The organism is Streptomyces sp. NPDC008150 (assembly GCF_042956945.1).
GTDB lineage: Bacteria > Actinomycetota > Actinomycetes > Streptomycetales > Streptomycetaceae > Streptomyces.
Genome location: NZ_JBIBHJ010000011.1, coordinates 245,093 through 258,039 on the forward strand (window position 1 = coordinate 245,093; position 12,947 = coordinate 258,039).

General features: G+C 72.8%; 13 protein-coding genes. 7 read left to right on the forward strand and 6 right to left on the reverse strand.

Annotated features, from left to right (window positions below; translation table 11 throughout):
- Positions 1 to 156 precede the first annotated feature (156 nt).
- Positions 157 to 1,377: a SpoIIE family protein phosphatase gene (locus ACFZA0_RS26125; protein WP_391021259.1), complete on the reverse strand. Its 1,221-nt coding sequence runs from the start codon at positions 1,375 to 1,377 to the stop codon at positions 157 to 159.
- Positions 1,378 to 1,557: 180 nt separating this feature from the next.
- Positions 1,558 to 2,286, reverse strand: coding sequence for a TetR family transcriptional regulator (locus ACFZA0_RS26130; RefSeq protein WP_391021261.1), 729 nt, complete (start codon positions 2,284 to 2,286; stop codon positions 1,558 to 1,560).
- Positions 2,287 to 2,375: 89 nt separating this feature from the next.
- On the opposite strand from ACFZA0_RS26130, the gene ACFZA0_RS26135 reads away from it, so the two are divergent.
- Positions 2,376 to 3,236: an NAD(P)H-binding protein gene (locus ACFZA0_RS26135; protein ID WP_391021263.1), complete on the forward strand. Its 861-nt coding sequence runs from the start codon at positions 2,376 to 2,378 to the stop codon at positions 3,234 to 3,236.
- A 165-nt stretch (positions 3,237 to 3,401) separates the two neighbouring features.
- Here the strand turns inward: ACFZA0_RS26135 and ACFZA0_RS26140 are convergent, their stop codons facing one another.
- Positions 3,402 to 4,004 (reverse strand): DJ-1/PfpI family protein, encoded by a 603-nt coding sequence (locus ACFZA0_RS26140; RefSeq protein ID WP_391021265.1) that lies wholly within the window; start codon positions 4,002 to 4,004, stop codon positions 3,402 to 3,404.
- A 375-nt stretch (positions 4,005 to 4,379) separates the two neighbouring features.
- On the opposite strand from ACFZA0_RS26140, the gene ACFZA0_RS26145 reads away from it, so the two are divergent.
- Both ACFZA0_RS26145 and ACFZA0_RS26150 read left to right on the forward strand, forming a co-directional pair.
- On the forward strand, positions 4,380 to 5,243 hold the full coding sequence (locus ACFZA0_RS26145) for an SDR family NAD(P)-dependent oxidoreductase (protein ID WP_391021267.1): 864 nt from the start codon (positions 4,380 to 4,382) through the stop codon (positions 5,241 to 5,243).
- 118 nt (positions 5,244 to 5,361) lie between these two features.
- On the forward strand, positions 5,362 to 5,844 hold the full coding sequence (locus ACFZA0_RS26150) for a hypothetical protein (RefSeq protein WP_391021269.1): 483 nt from the start codon (positions 5,362 to 5,364) through the stop codon (positions 5,842 to 5,844).
- A 95-nt stretch (positions 5,845 to 5,939) separates the two neighbouring features.
- On the opposite strand, the gene ACFZA0_RS26155 is transcribed toward ACFZA0_RS26150, so the two are convergent.
- Positions 5,940 to 6,347, reverse strand: coding sequence for a GNAT family N-acetyltransferase (locus ACFZA0_RS26155; protein WP_391021270.1), 408 nt, complete (start codon positions 6,345 to 6,347; stop codon positions 5,940 to 5,942).
- A gap of 698 nt (positions 6,348 to 7,045) precedes the next feature.
- On the opposite strand from ACFZA0_RS26155, the gene ACFZA0_RS26160 reads away from it, so the two are divergent.
- Positions 7,046 to 7,684: a hypothetical protein gene (locus tag ACFZA0_RS26160; RefSeq protein ID WP_391021272.1), complete on the forward strand. Its 639-nt coding sequence runs from the start codon at positions 7,046 to 7,048 to the stop codon at positions 7,682 to 7,684.
- A 179-nt stretch (positions 7,685 to 7,863) separates the two neighbouring features.
- Positions 7,864 to 7,998, forward strand: a complete 135-nt coding sequence (locus ACFZA0_RS26165; RefSeq protein WP_391021274.1) for a hypothetical protein — start codon at positions 7,864 to 7,866, stop codon at positions 7,996 to 7,998.
- A 53-nt stretch (positions 7,999 to 8,051) separates the two neighbouring features.
- Here ACFZA0_RS26165 and ACFZA0_RS26170 read toward each other — a convergent pair whose 3' ends face one another.
- Entirely contained in the window at positions 8,052 to 9,071 is a 1,020-nt protein-coding gene (locus ACFZA0_RS26170) for an aldo/keto reductase (protein WP_391021276.1), read from the reverse strand.
- 109 nt (positions 9,072 to 9,180) lie between these two features.
- Between ACFZA0_RS26170 and ACFZA0_RS26175 the strand changes: the two genes are divergently transcribed.
- Positions 9,181 to 9,783 (forward strand): TetR family transcriptional regulator, encoded by a 603-nt coding sequence (locus ACFZA0_RS26175; RefSeq protein WP_391021278.1) that lies wholly within the window; start codon positions 9,181 to 9,183, stop codon positions 9,781 to 9,783.
- Positions 9,784 to 9,844: 61 nt separating this feature from the next.
- Here the strand turns inward: ACFZA0_RS26175 and ACFZA0_RS26180 are convergent, their stop codons facing one another.
- A complete protein-coding gene (locus tag ACFZA0_RS26180; protein ID WP_391021280.1) occupies positions 9,845 to 11,737 on the reverse strand; it encodes a hypothetical protein in 1,893 nt (630 codons plus the stop codon).
- 145 nt (positions 11,738 to 11,882) lie between these two features.
- Here ACFZA0_RS26180 and ACFZA0_RS26185 point away from each other — a divergent pair, with 145 nt between their 5' ends.
- On the forward strand, positions 11,883 to 12,854 hold the full coding sequence (locus ACFZA0_RS26185) for a WGR domain-containing protein (RefSeq protein WP_391021282.1): 972 nt from the start codon (positions 11,883 to 11,885) through the stop codon (positions 12,852 to 12,854).
- The last annotated feature ends 93 nt before the right edge of the window (positions 12,855 to 12,947 follow it).

The following is a 12,947-nucleotide window of genomic DNA, read 5'->3' on the forward strand; positions in this document are numbered from 1 at the left end:
ACCTCCAGACAGGTGCGGCGCCGCGCGGGCCGGCGACGTCCTCGCCCGGCGGGCCGGACAACCGACGGCGGCTCTTCGCACCGTGAGGCCTCCGAGTACCCGTGTCGCCCTCCGGCAGACACGGTTCGCGGCACGGCCGCCGCGCGCGCCGCCGCGTCAGGCGTGGGCAGGGGAGCCCGGTCCGTGCCAGTCCAGGCACAGGACGGTGGCGTCGTCCCTCGGCGGACGGCCGCCGTAGGCGTCCGAGACCGCGCCGACCATGGTGCGCACCACCTCGCGAGGGTGCTCCGCGGCCGTGTCGAGCAGGAGGGCCCGCAGGTCGACCACCTCGGCGTCGCGGTCCTGCATGCCGTCGGTGAAGAAGAGCAGCCGGTCCCCCGGCCGGACGTCGACGTCCTGCACGCGGTACGGGGCCGTCCCCGTGACGCCGAACGGAAGGTTCACCGCGAGGTCGACGTCCTCGACCTCGCCGCAGCGGAGCCGCAACGGCAGGGGGTGGCCGGCGTTGACGACACGGGCGCCGCTCCCGTCCAGGGCGACCCGCAGGAGCTGGCCGGTGGCGAAGGTCCGGCGGCCGTGGTCGAGCAGCGCCTGGTGGATCTGCCGGGCCTGCTCGCCGAGGTCCGCTCCCGCACGGCGGCCACCGCGGGAGGCGTTCACGGCGAGGGTCGCCGTCAGTGACGCGTCGACGTCGTGGCCCATGGCGTCGGTGACGGACACGTGCAGGACGCCGGAGTCGAGGCTGTAGTCGTACGTGTCACCGGCGATGTCGGAGGCGGGTACGAGGGCGCCCGCGAGGGTGAACTCGGTCGCCTCGCAGGCGGACGCCGAAGGCAGGAGCTGCCGCTGGATCTCCGCGGCCAGACTGACGACGGTGGTGCGGTTGCCCCAGTGATAGAGATCGGTGAAGCGGCGGTCGGTGACGATGACGTCGGCGAGCGCGTGCACGGCCTCCTCGACCTGTTCCAGAACGTCCCGCGTGACCTCGGCCTCGGAGAGGTACAGCTCCAGGACCCCGATCGTGTCACCGCGGTTGGTCACCGGGGCGAGCACCCGCTGTCCCTGCCCGTTGTGCGGAGCACGCACCAGCTTCTGCGAGCGCAGGACCTCGTCGTAGACGCCGCTGCCGACCAGGGGTACCTGCTCGGCGCGGTCCTCCCGCCCCGGGGATGCCGTGTCCGTGGAAGCCGCGTCCGTGGAAGCCGTGTCGTTGACCCGCAGCAGGCGACGGCCCACCACGTCGACGAACAGGAACGACACGTACCGTGCGCCGAACCGGTCGCGCAGGTTGCGCCCCGCCACGTCGAGAGAATCCACCGGCGCGACGGCCTCCGCCGCGGCCAGTACCTCAGCCAGTTCGATCCGTTCGAACGCCATGCCCGCCTCCGTGGTCCACGGGTTCTCTCCAGTATCGGCGTCACATTACGGACGTCCATCGGCAGATCGGCACGGAATGGCTGTACCGACCCGAAATCAGGCTCGACCAACACCCTCGGTAGGCGCGGGACCGCGTGCGGGACCGGCCGGCAACCCACCGTCCGGGGCGCCGACGCGTGATCAGGCGCCGGGAGCGCCGCCGTCCGCCGCCAGGCGCGTGAGCCACTCACGCAGCAGTCGCTGCTCGGCGTCGCTCAGGACACCGGCCTCGTCGGGCAGGGCGGCACGCAGCGCCCGGGCGGCCGCGGAGGGACCGGACTCGGAGGCCGTGACCACCGGCTCGGCGCGGGTGACAGCCGCGATCATCGACTCGCGCAGGACGGTCAGCAGCTCCGGATCGCGGCGGTCCGCAGGGGTGGAGTGCCAGGTGATGACCGCGCCCTGTCCGGTTGCCTGGATGATCTGGGCGGCCAGCTCCTCGTCGCCCCGCAGCCATCCCTCGGCCGCCAGCCGGCGCACCCGGCCGTGAAGGATCTCCAGGCCCGCGCGGTGGGCCGCGTCGGTTCCTCGGCCACCGGCCCGGTTCATCACCGCGAACAGTTCGGGGCGCGAGATCCCGAACTCCACCACCATGTCCCAGCCGCGGCGCAGCTCCTCCACCGGGTCCTGCGGGTCGGGGTCGAGTTGCGCGCGCTTCCGCTCCAGGAACTGCGCGTAGCCGTGTTCGGCGACGGCCTCGAGAAGCCCGTCCTTGTCGCCGAAGAGGCGGTAGATCGCCGGGGGTTGCATTCCGGCCGCGGCCGCGACCGCGCGGGTGCTCACCGCGTCCGGGCCGCCGTTCTCCAGCAGCTCGACGGCGGCTTCGACGATGCGGCGCCGAGGGCCGCCGGTTGAGTCGCGCGTAACCATGAATCGATGATACCGGGGAAGTGATTCCACTGGAAATTCCAGTGTTACCGTTGAATTGATTCCATCGGAAACAACCTGCGGAGCATTCAGTGATCATCGTTACCGGAGCCACCGGGAAGCTCGGCCGCCGCACCGTCGAGCGCCTCCTGGAGCGTGTCCCCGCCGACCGCGTCGGCATCAGCGTCCGCGACCCCCGCAAGGCCCAGGACCTGGCCGACCGCGGCGTCCGCGTCCGGCGCGGCAGCTTCGACGACCCCACGTCGCTCGCGCACTCCTTCGAGGGCGCCGAGCAACTGCTGCTCGTCTCCCTCGACCGCACGGGCGAGGAGTGCGTCAGCGGCCACCGCACCGCCATCGACGCCGCCGTCCAGGCCGGCGTGGGCCGCATTCTCTACACCAGCCAGATGGGTGCCGCCCACGACTCCCGCTTCCAGGCGTGCCGGGACCACGCCCGGACCGAGGACCTGCTGCGCGCCACCGGCACGCCCTGGACCGCCCTGCGCAACGGCTTCTACGCCTCCAGCGCCCTGCAGTTCCTGGAGCCCGCCCGGCACACCGCCGACATCGCCCTCCCCGCCGACGGCCCTGTCACCTGGACCGGCCACGACGACCTCGCCGAGGCGACCGCGGTGATCCTCGCCGGAGAGGCCCGCTTCGAGGGACCCACCCCGCCGCTCACCGGCCCGGCGGCACTCGACTTCGCGGCCGTCGCCGCCATCGCGTCCGAGACCACCGGCCGCCCGGTCACCCGCACCGTCGTGCCCGACGACGTCTTCCGGGAGCAGGTCCTGGAGCACGGCGCTCCTGCCGCGATCGCCGACCTGATGGTGAGCATCTTCGCCGCGGCGCGGAAGGGCGAGTTCACCGCCGTCGACTCGACGCTGGCCGAGCTGATCGGCCGCGAGCCCGCCGACTTCCGCACCCAACTGGCGCGCGCCTGGGCCGAGTAGACGCGGAGGGGCGCGCCCTCGGCCCGCCCCGGCTCGGCGCCGGACTGCCACTCCAGCCGTCCGGGGGCGCCGATCCCGGATCGGCGCCCCCGGACGAGAGCCCCGGCTCCGTACCGGAACCGGCAGCACCCCCCGACCGCGGCGGGGCCGTCGGCACGCCCTCGGTCACACGGGAGGCCGCGGGTCGTACTGAATGCCCCGGCGCACCTCACGCGCGCGTTCCGGGGACGACAGCCGGGCGACGAGGTGGAGAGCCATGTCGATGCCGGCGGAGACGCCCGCGGACGTGATCGTGTCTCCGTCGTCGACGAACCGCTCGTCGGGCCGCACGTCGATGGTCGGGTCGAGCTCCCCGAGCTGCTCCAGCGCACCCCAGTGGGTGGTGGCCGGGCGCCCGGCCAGGAGGCCGGCCGCGGCGAAGACCAGCGAGCCGGTGCACACGCTCGTCATGAGCGGAACCGACCGGCGCATGCCCCGCACCCAGTCCAGGTGCCTGTCGTCGGTGAGCAGTGGCCGGGTCCCCCGACCGCCGGGGTGGACCAGGACGTCCGGCGCGGGCATGTCGGCCGTCGAGAAGTGCGATCCGATCGTGAGCCCCTTCGCACAGGTCACGGGGTTTCCGTCGGACGAGAAGCAGAACGCCGCCCACCGGTCCTCGGGGAAGACCCGCGTCCAGTACGACAGGACTTCCCAGGGGCCGACCGCGTCCAGTTCCTCCACGTCGGAGAACAGCAGGATCCCGATGTGCCGCACGTCTTCATCGCTCATACGCCGATCCAAGCAGACTCGCTCCCGCACAGCGCGAGGCTCTGTCACCGGGAGGTCGCCCGCCGCGCCCACGCTCCTCCGCGTGAACACCAGGGCGCTGGGGACGGCGCATTCGCGGACGAGAGGGGGATGCCTCCGGCGCAAGAGGGGCACGACGTGCTCCGCGGTGCCTCCGCGCGCCCCCGACGTGGGGATGACCGGGAACCGAATGCACCCGACCATGAACTGCCGCCACCGGCCGCCGTCGTCCAACCGCTGCGAACACACGTCGCAGCCGGGCACGCGGACGGCACTCGCGGCCGCCGCGAGCAACGCGGCAGCCCGGCGTCGGACACGTGGAAAGCCGGGTGCAACTCATGGACAACGTGGGGATCAATGGGACAACGCTGGCTGATCACGGGATGCTCGTCCGGCCTCGGGCACGCCCTGGCGACCGCCGCCGCCAGGACAGGGGCGCAGCTCGCGGTGACCGCGCGCAGGACGGCCGACCTCCAGGACCTGGTCACCGCCTGGCCCGGTCTCATCACTCCCCTCCCGCTGGAACTGCGGGACGCCACCTCGTGCGAAGCGGCCGTCCGTGAAGCGACCGACCGCCTCGGCGGGATCGACGTGCTCGTCAACAACGCGGGCGTCGGCCTGTTCGGAGCGGTGGAGGAGGTCTCGGACGGCGAACTGCGGGACCAGTTGGAGACGTTGGTGGTCGGACCGTGGCGACTCACCCGCCTCGTCCTGCCGTTGATGCGGGCGCAGGGGCACGGCCACATCCTCAACGTCTCCTCCGTGGTCGGCCGGACGACCTTCCCCGGGCTGGGCGCCTACACCGCCGGAAAGCACGCCCTCGAAGGCATGAGCCAGGCCCTGGCGATGGAGGCCGCCCCGCACAACATCCGCGTGACCGTGCTCGAACCGGGCATGTTCGCCACGCGTTACGGCAGTTCCCTGGCAGAGGCCGCCCATCGGATCGACGCCTACGACGCGACGAACCGCCCGATGCTCGAAGGCACCCGCGGCCTCGCCGCCAACCCCGAGACCGGCCGTCCCGAGGACTTCGCGGCGCGGGTTCTCGACATCGTCAATGCCGACGTCCCAACTCCCCTGCGCATCCCCGTCGGTGACGACGCGTACGGCTACCTGGAACTCGTCGAGCAAGCATCCCGCGACGAACTCGCCACGGCCCGCGCCCTCACCCGAACCTCGCTCTCGCCCACCACGATCCCCGCGCCCTCCCCCATCCCCTGACAGCGAGCCCAGGTGTGCCCGCCGTCACGGGCATGGTTGCCGAGCAGGGCAGGAACAGACCAAGTTGGGGTCGGCCGGCGCCCGTTCGGTCTCGACCGTGCTGGACGAGAATGCCGCCATGGCCGAAGAAGATCGCGACAGCACAGAGCCACGGACGTTCCTGACCTGCGCCACCGAAGTGGCGCGGCTACTCGGTCTCGGGGACGCTCCCGATGTGCCGGAGGCCGCCCGCGCTCGGCGACTTGCCCACGCCGTGCGCGGGCCACTGCTCGAACGCCCCTTTCTCAGCGAGGAGTTCTTCGCTCCGCTGATGGCCGCGGCCGTCCACGACCCGGATCCCAGCTTCTGCCGCTGGTTCGTCGAACCAGCGGTCTACGCGTTCGGGCGCCGCCGGGTCACGGCCTCACTGCTCGACTACCTACGGACGGGCACGGCCGCGGAGCAGGCGGGCGCGGAGCGGGCCTGGTACTGCGCCCACGTGCCGCTCGACGCGGACCGGTCGCCGGCCTACGCGCCCGGCGGACGTCGCGATCCCGCCATGGACGAGTACCACGACCTTATGGCCGAGTGGCACGAAACCCTGCGCCGATCAGCCACGTAACCGCTCGCTCCAGGAGCGTGGGACCACGTTGTCGGCTACCGCCCTGCCGGGCAGCGGTCGGCGGTCGGCGGTCGGCGGTCGGCGGTCGGCGGTGCTCACACTCCCGCCGCGGCCGGACTGCTCGCCGACTCGCCGGTGGACGCCGCCGATCCCGGTCCGGCGCAGCGGCAGGGCGGCCGCCACGGTGCCGTGTGCTGCGACCAGCGGGCGCCGACCTCGCGGCCGTCACCGAGGGTGTGCCGGGGCGGGGCGTCCGCCGGGACGAAGCCCACGGCGGCCAACGCTCCCGCTGACGCGAGGTTCGCCGGCTCGAAGCCCGCACGAACGGTCGGCAGCCCCAGGTGGAAGTGGCCGAGCTCCGCGCCCGCCCGCCCGAGAACAGTTCCGTGCCCAGGCCCACTCCGCGGGCGTGGGGAGGCGAGCCATCCGCCCATCTCCCCCGTGTCGGCCAGGACGCTGACACTCCCGGCGTACCTGCCGTCGTCCGTGCGTACGGCAACCACGCGTGTCTCCTTGCCCGGCGGCGGTTCGGCGGGGGCACCCAGTAGGCGTCGCGTGCGACGCGAGGAGAGCACCGAGAAGCCGTCCTCGGCTAACCGGGCCTCCCGTCGACTGCCCGGCATCCAGGACCAGTTCGCGTTCACTCCCCAAGGCCCTCTGCACCGACGCGGTCGAGCATCCGCGCCCGTCGGCGATGCTGCTCCGTGCGGCTTCGGCGCCCGCCCGGCCCCGCGACGCCACACAACCGGAACTCTTTCGCAGCGGCGGCCCCCACTGGGGACCGCCCAGACCAGGGTGCGGTCGGCCGGTGTCCGGCTCTCAGCGAGCACCTCGACGGCCCTCGTGCGCAGGTGAATCGGCGGGCCACCCCGCAAAGCCGCACGATTGGCCCACCGGGTCGAGGTGCGGGACGCCGAAGTCGCCGCCCCGAGGCGCCTCGCCCAACCGGAACGACGCGGCCGTGGCAGCCGGACGACCGCCGGGTGCCGCGGTTACCCTGCGGGCATCGACGCCCGGGCGTCGCCACCGCGCCCTGCCCCCGCCCGGCGTTTCCCTGCCGGTCCACCGGGCCGGTGCCCCACCGGAGGAACCCCCATGAACCCACCGCCGTCTCCCGGCCGAGCACTCCTACCCCTGCGGCGGAGAGGGACCGCCAGCCTGCGCACCCCTCGTGTCACGGCAACCGGAGACGGAGCAACTCATGCGTGAACGCCTCCGGTTCGAGGGATGCATCGCCGGCATCGGGACCTCCTCCGGAGCCCGGATCGTGCTCGGGCACTGGCTGCGGTCGCCGCTCGGGACGTTCAGTGACGTCATGCTCGAACAAGCCGACGGGCAACGGGTGTTGCTCGCTCCCACCCCCGACGCGGCGGAGTTCGTCGCCGGCACCTACGTGTTCGACGAGATCCTGGTCGTGCCGGTCGAGGTGTCCGTCACCGACACCGTCTGGACCGTCGACGCCGGGCCTCTCCATCTGCGTTTCACCACGGGCCGCCGCGGCGCGCTGGGGCTTCTGCTGCGGGCCGTGCCCCGCCCGGTGGCCGCCCACCCGCTCTGGGTCACGGCGATCGGGCCACCCGCCCGTCTACTGAGGGGTGTACGCACACACGGCAGCGCACGTCCCGGACGTCACGAGTGGTACGGCGCGCACGACCTTCGTCCGATCACGACGGCCACAGCCACCCTGGACGGTGAGCACCTCGGCGGTCTCGCTGCCGTCGAGCCACCGGTGCGGTTCGGATTCGGCTCCACCCCGCGCAGGCCGTCCCTGGTTCAGGTCACCACCACGGTCGAACGCGAGTCCGCCACGGCCGAGACCAATGCCGGGGACGTCAACTGAAGCCTCGCGGGGAGGTGTTGCCGAGCCGCACCCCGGACGCGGCGCCCCGGGGCCGGCGGCGTTCCCCTCGTGGACCGGCGCGCCGAGCAGGTACTGCCCGACGGTCCCGTCGCACGCCGCCCGGCGCGTACTGGCGCGCCCTCGGTGCGCCGGTACCGGCAGCCAGTACGTTGGCGACCATGCCGATGGCCGTCTACCTTCCCGACTCCGGATCCCTGCCGCCGTGGGTACGCATCGTGGTCGGTGTGGTGGTGATCGGTCTGGTGATCACCCGGCTCGTGCTGAGCCTCCGCAGCCGGCGGCGCAGGCGCTGAGCCGGTGCCTCCGGCCGGGGCCGCTCGGTCCCGGCCCCGGCCGCAGCGGCCCGTCAGGCGGCGGAGCGGTCGGCCGCGGGCCGGCGGCGCAGGTCGGGGTCGAGGATGGCGGGCGGCAGGTACTCCTGGTCGAGGGTGCCGACCTCCACGCCGGGCGGCACGATCTCGTCGATGCGGTCGAGCAGGTCGTCGTCGAGGCGGACGTCGAAGCCCGCGATCAGGTCGTCGAGATGCGCCATCGTGCGCGCCCCGGCCAGCGCGCTGGTCACGCCGGGATGGGCCAGCGTGAACGCCATCGCGAGGTGGGTGAGCGGCATGCCCGCCCCCTCGGCTAGGGGGATCAGCCGCTCGACGACGTCGATGCGGTGCTCGTTGCTGAGGTGGGTGAACATGCCCGCGCGGGTCAGGGTGTTCTCCTGGTTCTTGCGCACCCGGCCTGTGAGCAGCCCCTGGGCGAGCGGCCCCCAGACCATGACTCCCAGACCGTGCCTCTGGGCGACCGGCAGGACCTCGCGTTCCACCCCACGGTTCAGCAGGGAGTAGGGCGGCTGCTCGGTGTGCATGCGCTCAAGCCCGCGACGTTCCGCCACCCACTGCGCCTCGACGATCTCGGAGGCGGGCGTGTTGGACGAGCCGACGGCACGGACCTTGCCGCTGCGGATCAGGTCGGTGAGCGCGGAGAGGGTTTCCTCGATGTCCGTGGCGGGGTCGAGGCGGTGGACCTGGTAGACGTCGATGTAGTCCGTCCGCAGTCGACGCAGCGAGTTCTCCACGGCCCGCACGATCCAACGGCGCGATGTGCCGCGCTGGTTGGGATCCTCCCCGACGGGCCGGCCGAACTTCGTGGCCAGGACGACGTTGTCGCGACGGCCCTTGAGCGCCTTGCCGACGACCTCCTCGGAGTCGCCGTAGACGTCGGCGGTGTCCAGGAAGTTGATCCCGGCGTCCAGGGCCCTGTGGATGATCCGCGCCGACTCGTCGGGGTCGTTGCCCATGCGGGTGGCGTACATCAGCGTGCCGAGCGCGTACGGGCTGACCATGATTCCCGTGCGGCCGAGAGACCGGTACCTCATGAGGGCTCCTCCGGGTGGCGGCCTTGACCGGTCGGCACCGTAGACTGAGAGAAATGGAAAAGCGTTCCGGAAACAGGATACGGAACAGCTTTCCGGATACGCAACCGGAGTGACCGTGCATGATCCGTCCACGACCCGCGAGGGTGAGGGCCGCCGTCGGCGTGCCGACGCGCAGCGCAACCTCGACGCCCTCCTCGACGCCGCGAGGTCGGTCTTCGACACCACGGGCGTCGACACGCCCGCGAAACAGATCGCGGACCTCGCGGGCGTGGGCGTCGGCACCCTCTACCGGCACTTCCCGCTGCGCTCGGACCTGGTCAAGGCCGTCGTCGAGAGCAACATCGACGCCATCGCCGACCTCGGGCCGCGACTCTCCGCCGAGCGCGACCCCGCGGACGCCCTGACCGAATGGCTTCGCCAGTACGCGACGTTCCTGGGCAGCAAACGGGGACTCGCCCCTGCCCTGCACTCCGGCGACCCCGCCTACCGCGAACTGCCGGGCTACTTCCTCGACAGGGTCGGACCCGCCCTCGACGCACTGCTGGAGTCCGCCGTCGCCGCCGGTGTCGCCCGCTCCGACGTCAGCGCCCACGACGTGCTCTACGCCGTCGCCAACCTCTGCATGCCCGTTCCGGACGGACAGCCCGCCTACCGTTCCCGGCTCATGGTCACCGTCCTCACGGACGGACTCCTCACCCGCGCGGGGCGGTGACCGCGTTCAGGCAGTGCCGTTCCCCGATTCCGTGCACGAGAGCGACAGTTGGGGAGGGCGGCTATTCGGCACCGGCGCCCACACCGAGCAACGTACGTGCCAGAGTGCGGAGTTCGTCGTCCGGGTGGCCCTGGCCCGAGACCGGCCCGTCGTGGATCAGGCGCCGCGGGGAGAAGGCGTAGGCACGGAGAGTGGGGCGAAGTCCCTCCGGAACACGGCCGGTTGCGGCGAGTGCTCCGAGTGCGCGGAGGCCGACCGGCGTGGGGCCGACCAGCTCGGCGAGGACCGGGACGACGCGGTCCGGGGACTGGGTGATCCAGTACAGAGCCTCGGCTGCCGCCAGCCGGGTCCACTCGTGCCGCGCCTCCAGCCGGGGCTCGACGAGCGGCAGCAGCGGGGCGGCTGCGCTGCCGAGCGGTTCCAAGGCGCCCAGGTACCAGTGTGTTTGCCCCGAGCCGGACAGCACCTCCTCGAACGTGCGGAGGCACAGCCCGACGTCCCCGGTCAGCCGGTGGTGCGCCACGGCCGCCGCCGCGCGCAGCGCCGGGTCACTGCTCCGTGTGGCGTCGGCCACCAGGTCGACGGTCTCCTGCGTCGCGACGCCGCCCGCTCCGAGCCACCGGGCGGCGACCACGGCCGCACGGCGGGTGCGGAGGCATTCGACGAGCTCCGGCAGGGCCACACGGGCGCCGGCGCCGAGCGGTTCGAGAGCGCGGACGAGGGCGATGGCGTCGTTGCCGGTAGCACCCGCCGCCAGTGCCCGGCGGATCTCGGGTATCAGCCGGTCGGTGCCTTCCGGGCAGTGCCGCGCGGCCGCTTCGAGCAGCCGGGGGCCGGGCCGGCGCAGCACCAGTTCCAGGGCGCGCGGGTCACGGGAGTTCACCAGGGCGAGGAGCGCCGGCCCGGCGGTCACCTCGTCGGCATCCGTCGCGTACCGGTGCAGTGTGTCGCGGAGGCCGTGGCCCGGGGCGAGCCCGAGTTCGGGCAGGCGCTCGATCCAGTGGCCGACGGTACGCAGGCGGGCGGCCCGGGTCCGGGAGCTCGTCTGGTGCGGCAGCGCTTCCAACAGCAGGTCCAGCACCGCCGGTTCACGGTCGCGCCAGCTCTCGGCGATTGCCTCGGCGAGCCAGGAGCCGCGCGAGCCGATGTCCCCGCGCCTGATCCAGCGGGCGGCCACGCGGAGCCCGGCGTCCGGGTCCTCCGTGAGCACGTGCCTCAGTCGGTCCTCCTGGGTGGTGGCGCCCGACCAGGGGAACTCGTCGTCCCCGGGGTCGGGTTCGGCGCCGTCCTCGGCGATCACGTCCACCAGGTCGGCCGGGTACGGCGGCCCGGACCGTGCCACGGCGAGCAGGGCCGCAGCCAGCCTGACCTCGGGCAGCGGGCTGTCGGCCGCCGCCGTCCCGCGTCCGAACCGGGCCAGGACGACCACCGCGTCCGCCCGCACCGCCGGAACGGGGTCGTTGGCGTAGATCTCGTCGAGCCGGGCCACGACCTCGGCCCGCCGGTCCTCCGGGAGCAGCTCTGCCACGGCCGCGACCACCCGCAGGGCGGCTCGGCGTACCCCTCGCTCGGTGTCGTCGAGGCAGCACAGCAGCTCCGGCAGCTCCTGGCAGAGCGCGGTGCAGACGGCGCCGACGGAGGTGTCCTGCCAGTGCGGCGGGTCGACGGCCTCCGGATCGTGGTCGGCGAGGATGGCGAGCAGCATCAGCAACTCCGCCCGCTTGAACCGCGCGTGGCGCACCGCGTGCGCGAGGAAGGGGACGGCGGGCGCCGACGCGGGATAGACGCTGCCCTGGTGGTGGATGTTGCCGTAGAGCTCGTAGATCGCCTCGTCGACCGCCTCCTCGTCGTCCTGGTAGAGCGCTGAGATCAGCTCGGGCACGTCCTCGGCCGGGCCGTAGGCGTGGGTCAGGGCGTGCCACTGGACTCGGTCCAGCTCGGCCGGAGATCTCATGGTCCGCGCTCCTCGTCTGATCAGGTCCGCAGACCTTATCGATCACCGCCGACAGCGACATCACCGAAGGCACGCCGGCAGGCGAACGGTAGGGTCACCGCGTGCAGTTGCGGCGCGGGCCTGCCGCGGGAGGCAGGGGGTTCGGATGACCGGCTGGCGGCGGTTCGAGCGGCAGGAGACACAGGACGCCGCGCCCGGATACTGGGAGATCCGCCAGGAGGGCATCCGCTGCTTCCTGCGCTGGGGCTCCGACCGGACCCCGGGCAGGGCGAGCACGACGATCCTCGACGACGAGCAACAGGCGGGGCGCCACGCGGCACGAAAGATCAACGACCGGCTGCGCAAGGGCTACACCGAGGTGGAACCGCCGTGCGATCCGGCGGACGCCGAGGCCGGCACGCCCGTGCTGGAGTTCCTCACCCGGGCCGTCGGCCCCTACGCGCCCGTACCGGAGTTCCTGCCGGTCGACGGGTTCGACCAGGTCTTCCGGTGCGCGCGAACGCCCGATCACCCGAACGGCTTCTTCGAGTACTACGTGCTGCGTGAGCAGGGTCTCGGCGCGGTCCGCTTCGCGGTACGAGCGGCCGGCCACCAGGACGCGGTGGTCGCGGAGTTCCTGGAATTCCTCTGCTCCCGACGGGACCTCGCCTTCGACGGGCGGTCCCACCACAAGGTGCCCCTGCCGCGTCCCGTGGGGCCCTTCGACCACGCGCTGTTCTGCTCCCCGGCACTGGGCCGGGGCTGCGCCGCCTACCCGGCTCTTGCAGCGCGGGTGGCGACGGCCTTTCCCGTGTTCGACTGCGAGATCGGGGACGAGGACCCGGAGGTACTGGTCGACGCCCGCATCCACGGTCGCGCCCCGCTGCCCTACAGCGACTGGGGCCGGTCGCCGTATCCCGCCGTCGACCTGCGCTTCGACATCCAGCCGTCGTTCTACCGGCCGTCACCGAAGTTCAAGGCCCAGCGGACGGCCGACCTCCGGAAGCTCATGGAGATCCTGCCGACGGCGTCACCGCGGAGCTGGCTGGAGGTGCGGTCCTTCCGGGGCGAGACCACACGCCTCCAGCCCGGCACGACCATGTCCTTCCTTGACGTGCTGTCCCTTCTGACCGACTGACCGACTGAGCGGACGGGCCGCGGGCCTGCCGCCGCCCGTTCAGACGGGCGGCGGCAGGCGGCATGCGTCCGACGGCCGTGCGCGCACCGGGCG

What these genes read in the sequence shown, in the direction of transcription:
- ACFZA0_RS26150 (WP_391021269.1), top strand. Translation starts at nt 5,362, where the DNA reads ATGGCCGAAGAAGATCGCGACAGCACAGAGCCACGGACGTTCCTGACC.
- ACFZA0_RS26130 (WP_391021261.1), bottom strand. Translation starts at nt 2,286, where the DNA reads ATGGTTACGCGCGACTCAACCGGCGGCCCTCGGCGCCGCATCGTCGAA.
- ACFZA0_RS26165 (WP_391021274.1), top strand. Translation starts at nt 7,864, where the DNA reads ATGCCGATGGCCGTCTACCTTCCCGACTCCGGATCCCTGCCGCCGTGG.
- ACFZA0_RS26125 (WP_391021259.1), bottom strand. Translation starts at nt 1,377, where the DNA reads ATGGCGTTCGAACGGATCGAACTGGCTGAGGTACTGGCCGCGGCGGAG.
- ACFZA0_RS26180 (WP_391021280.1), bottom strand. Translation starts at nt 11,737, where the DNA reads ATGAGATCTCCGGCCGAGCTGGACCGAGTCCAGTGGCACGCCCTGACC.
- ACFZA0_RS26140 (WP_391021265.1), bottom strand. Translation starts at nt 4,004, where the DNA reads ATGAGCGATGAAGACGTGCGGCACATCGGGATCCTGCTGTTCTCCGAC.
- ACFZA0_RS26185 (WP_391021282.1), top strand. Translation starts at nt 11,883, where the DNA reads ATGACCGGCTGGCGGCGGTTCGAGCGGCAGGAGACACAGGACGCCGCG.
- ACFZA0_RS26160 (WP_391021272.1), top strand. Translation starts at nt 7,046, where the DNA reads ATGCGTGAACGCCTCCGGTTCGAGGGATGCATCGCCGGCATCGGGACC.
- ACFZA0_RS26170 (WP_391021276.1), bottom strand. Translation starts at nt 9,071, where the DNA reads ATGAGGTACCGGTCTCTCGGCCGCACGGGAATCATGGTCAGCCCGTAC.
- ACFZA0_RS26145 (WP_391021267.1), top strand. Translation starts at nt 4,380, where the DNA reads ATGGGACAACGCTGGCTGATCACGGGATGCTCGTCCGGCCTCGGGCAC.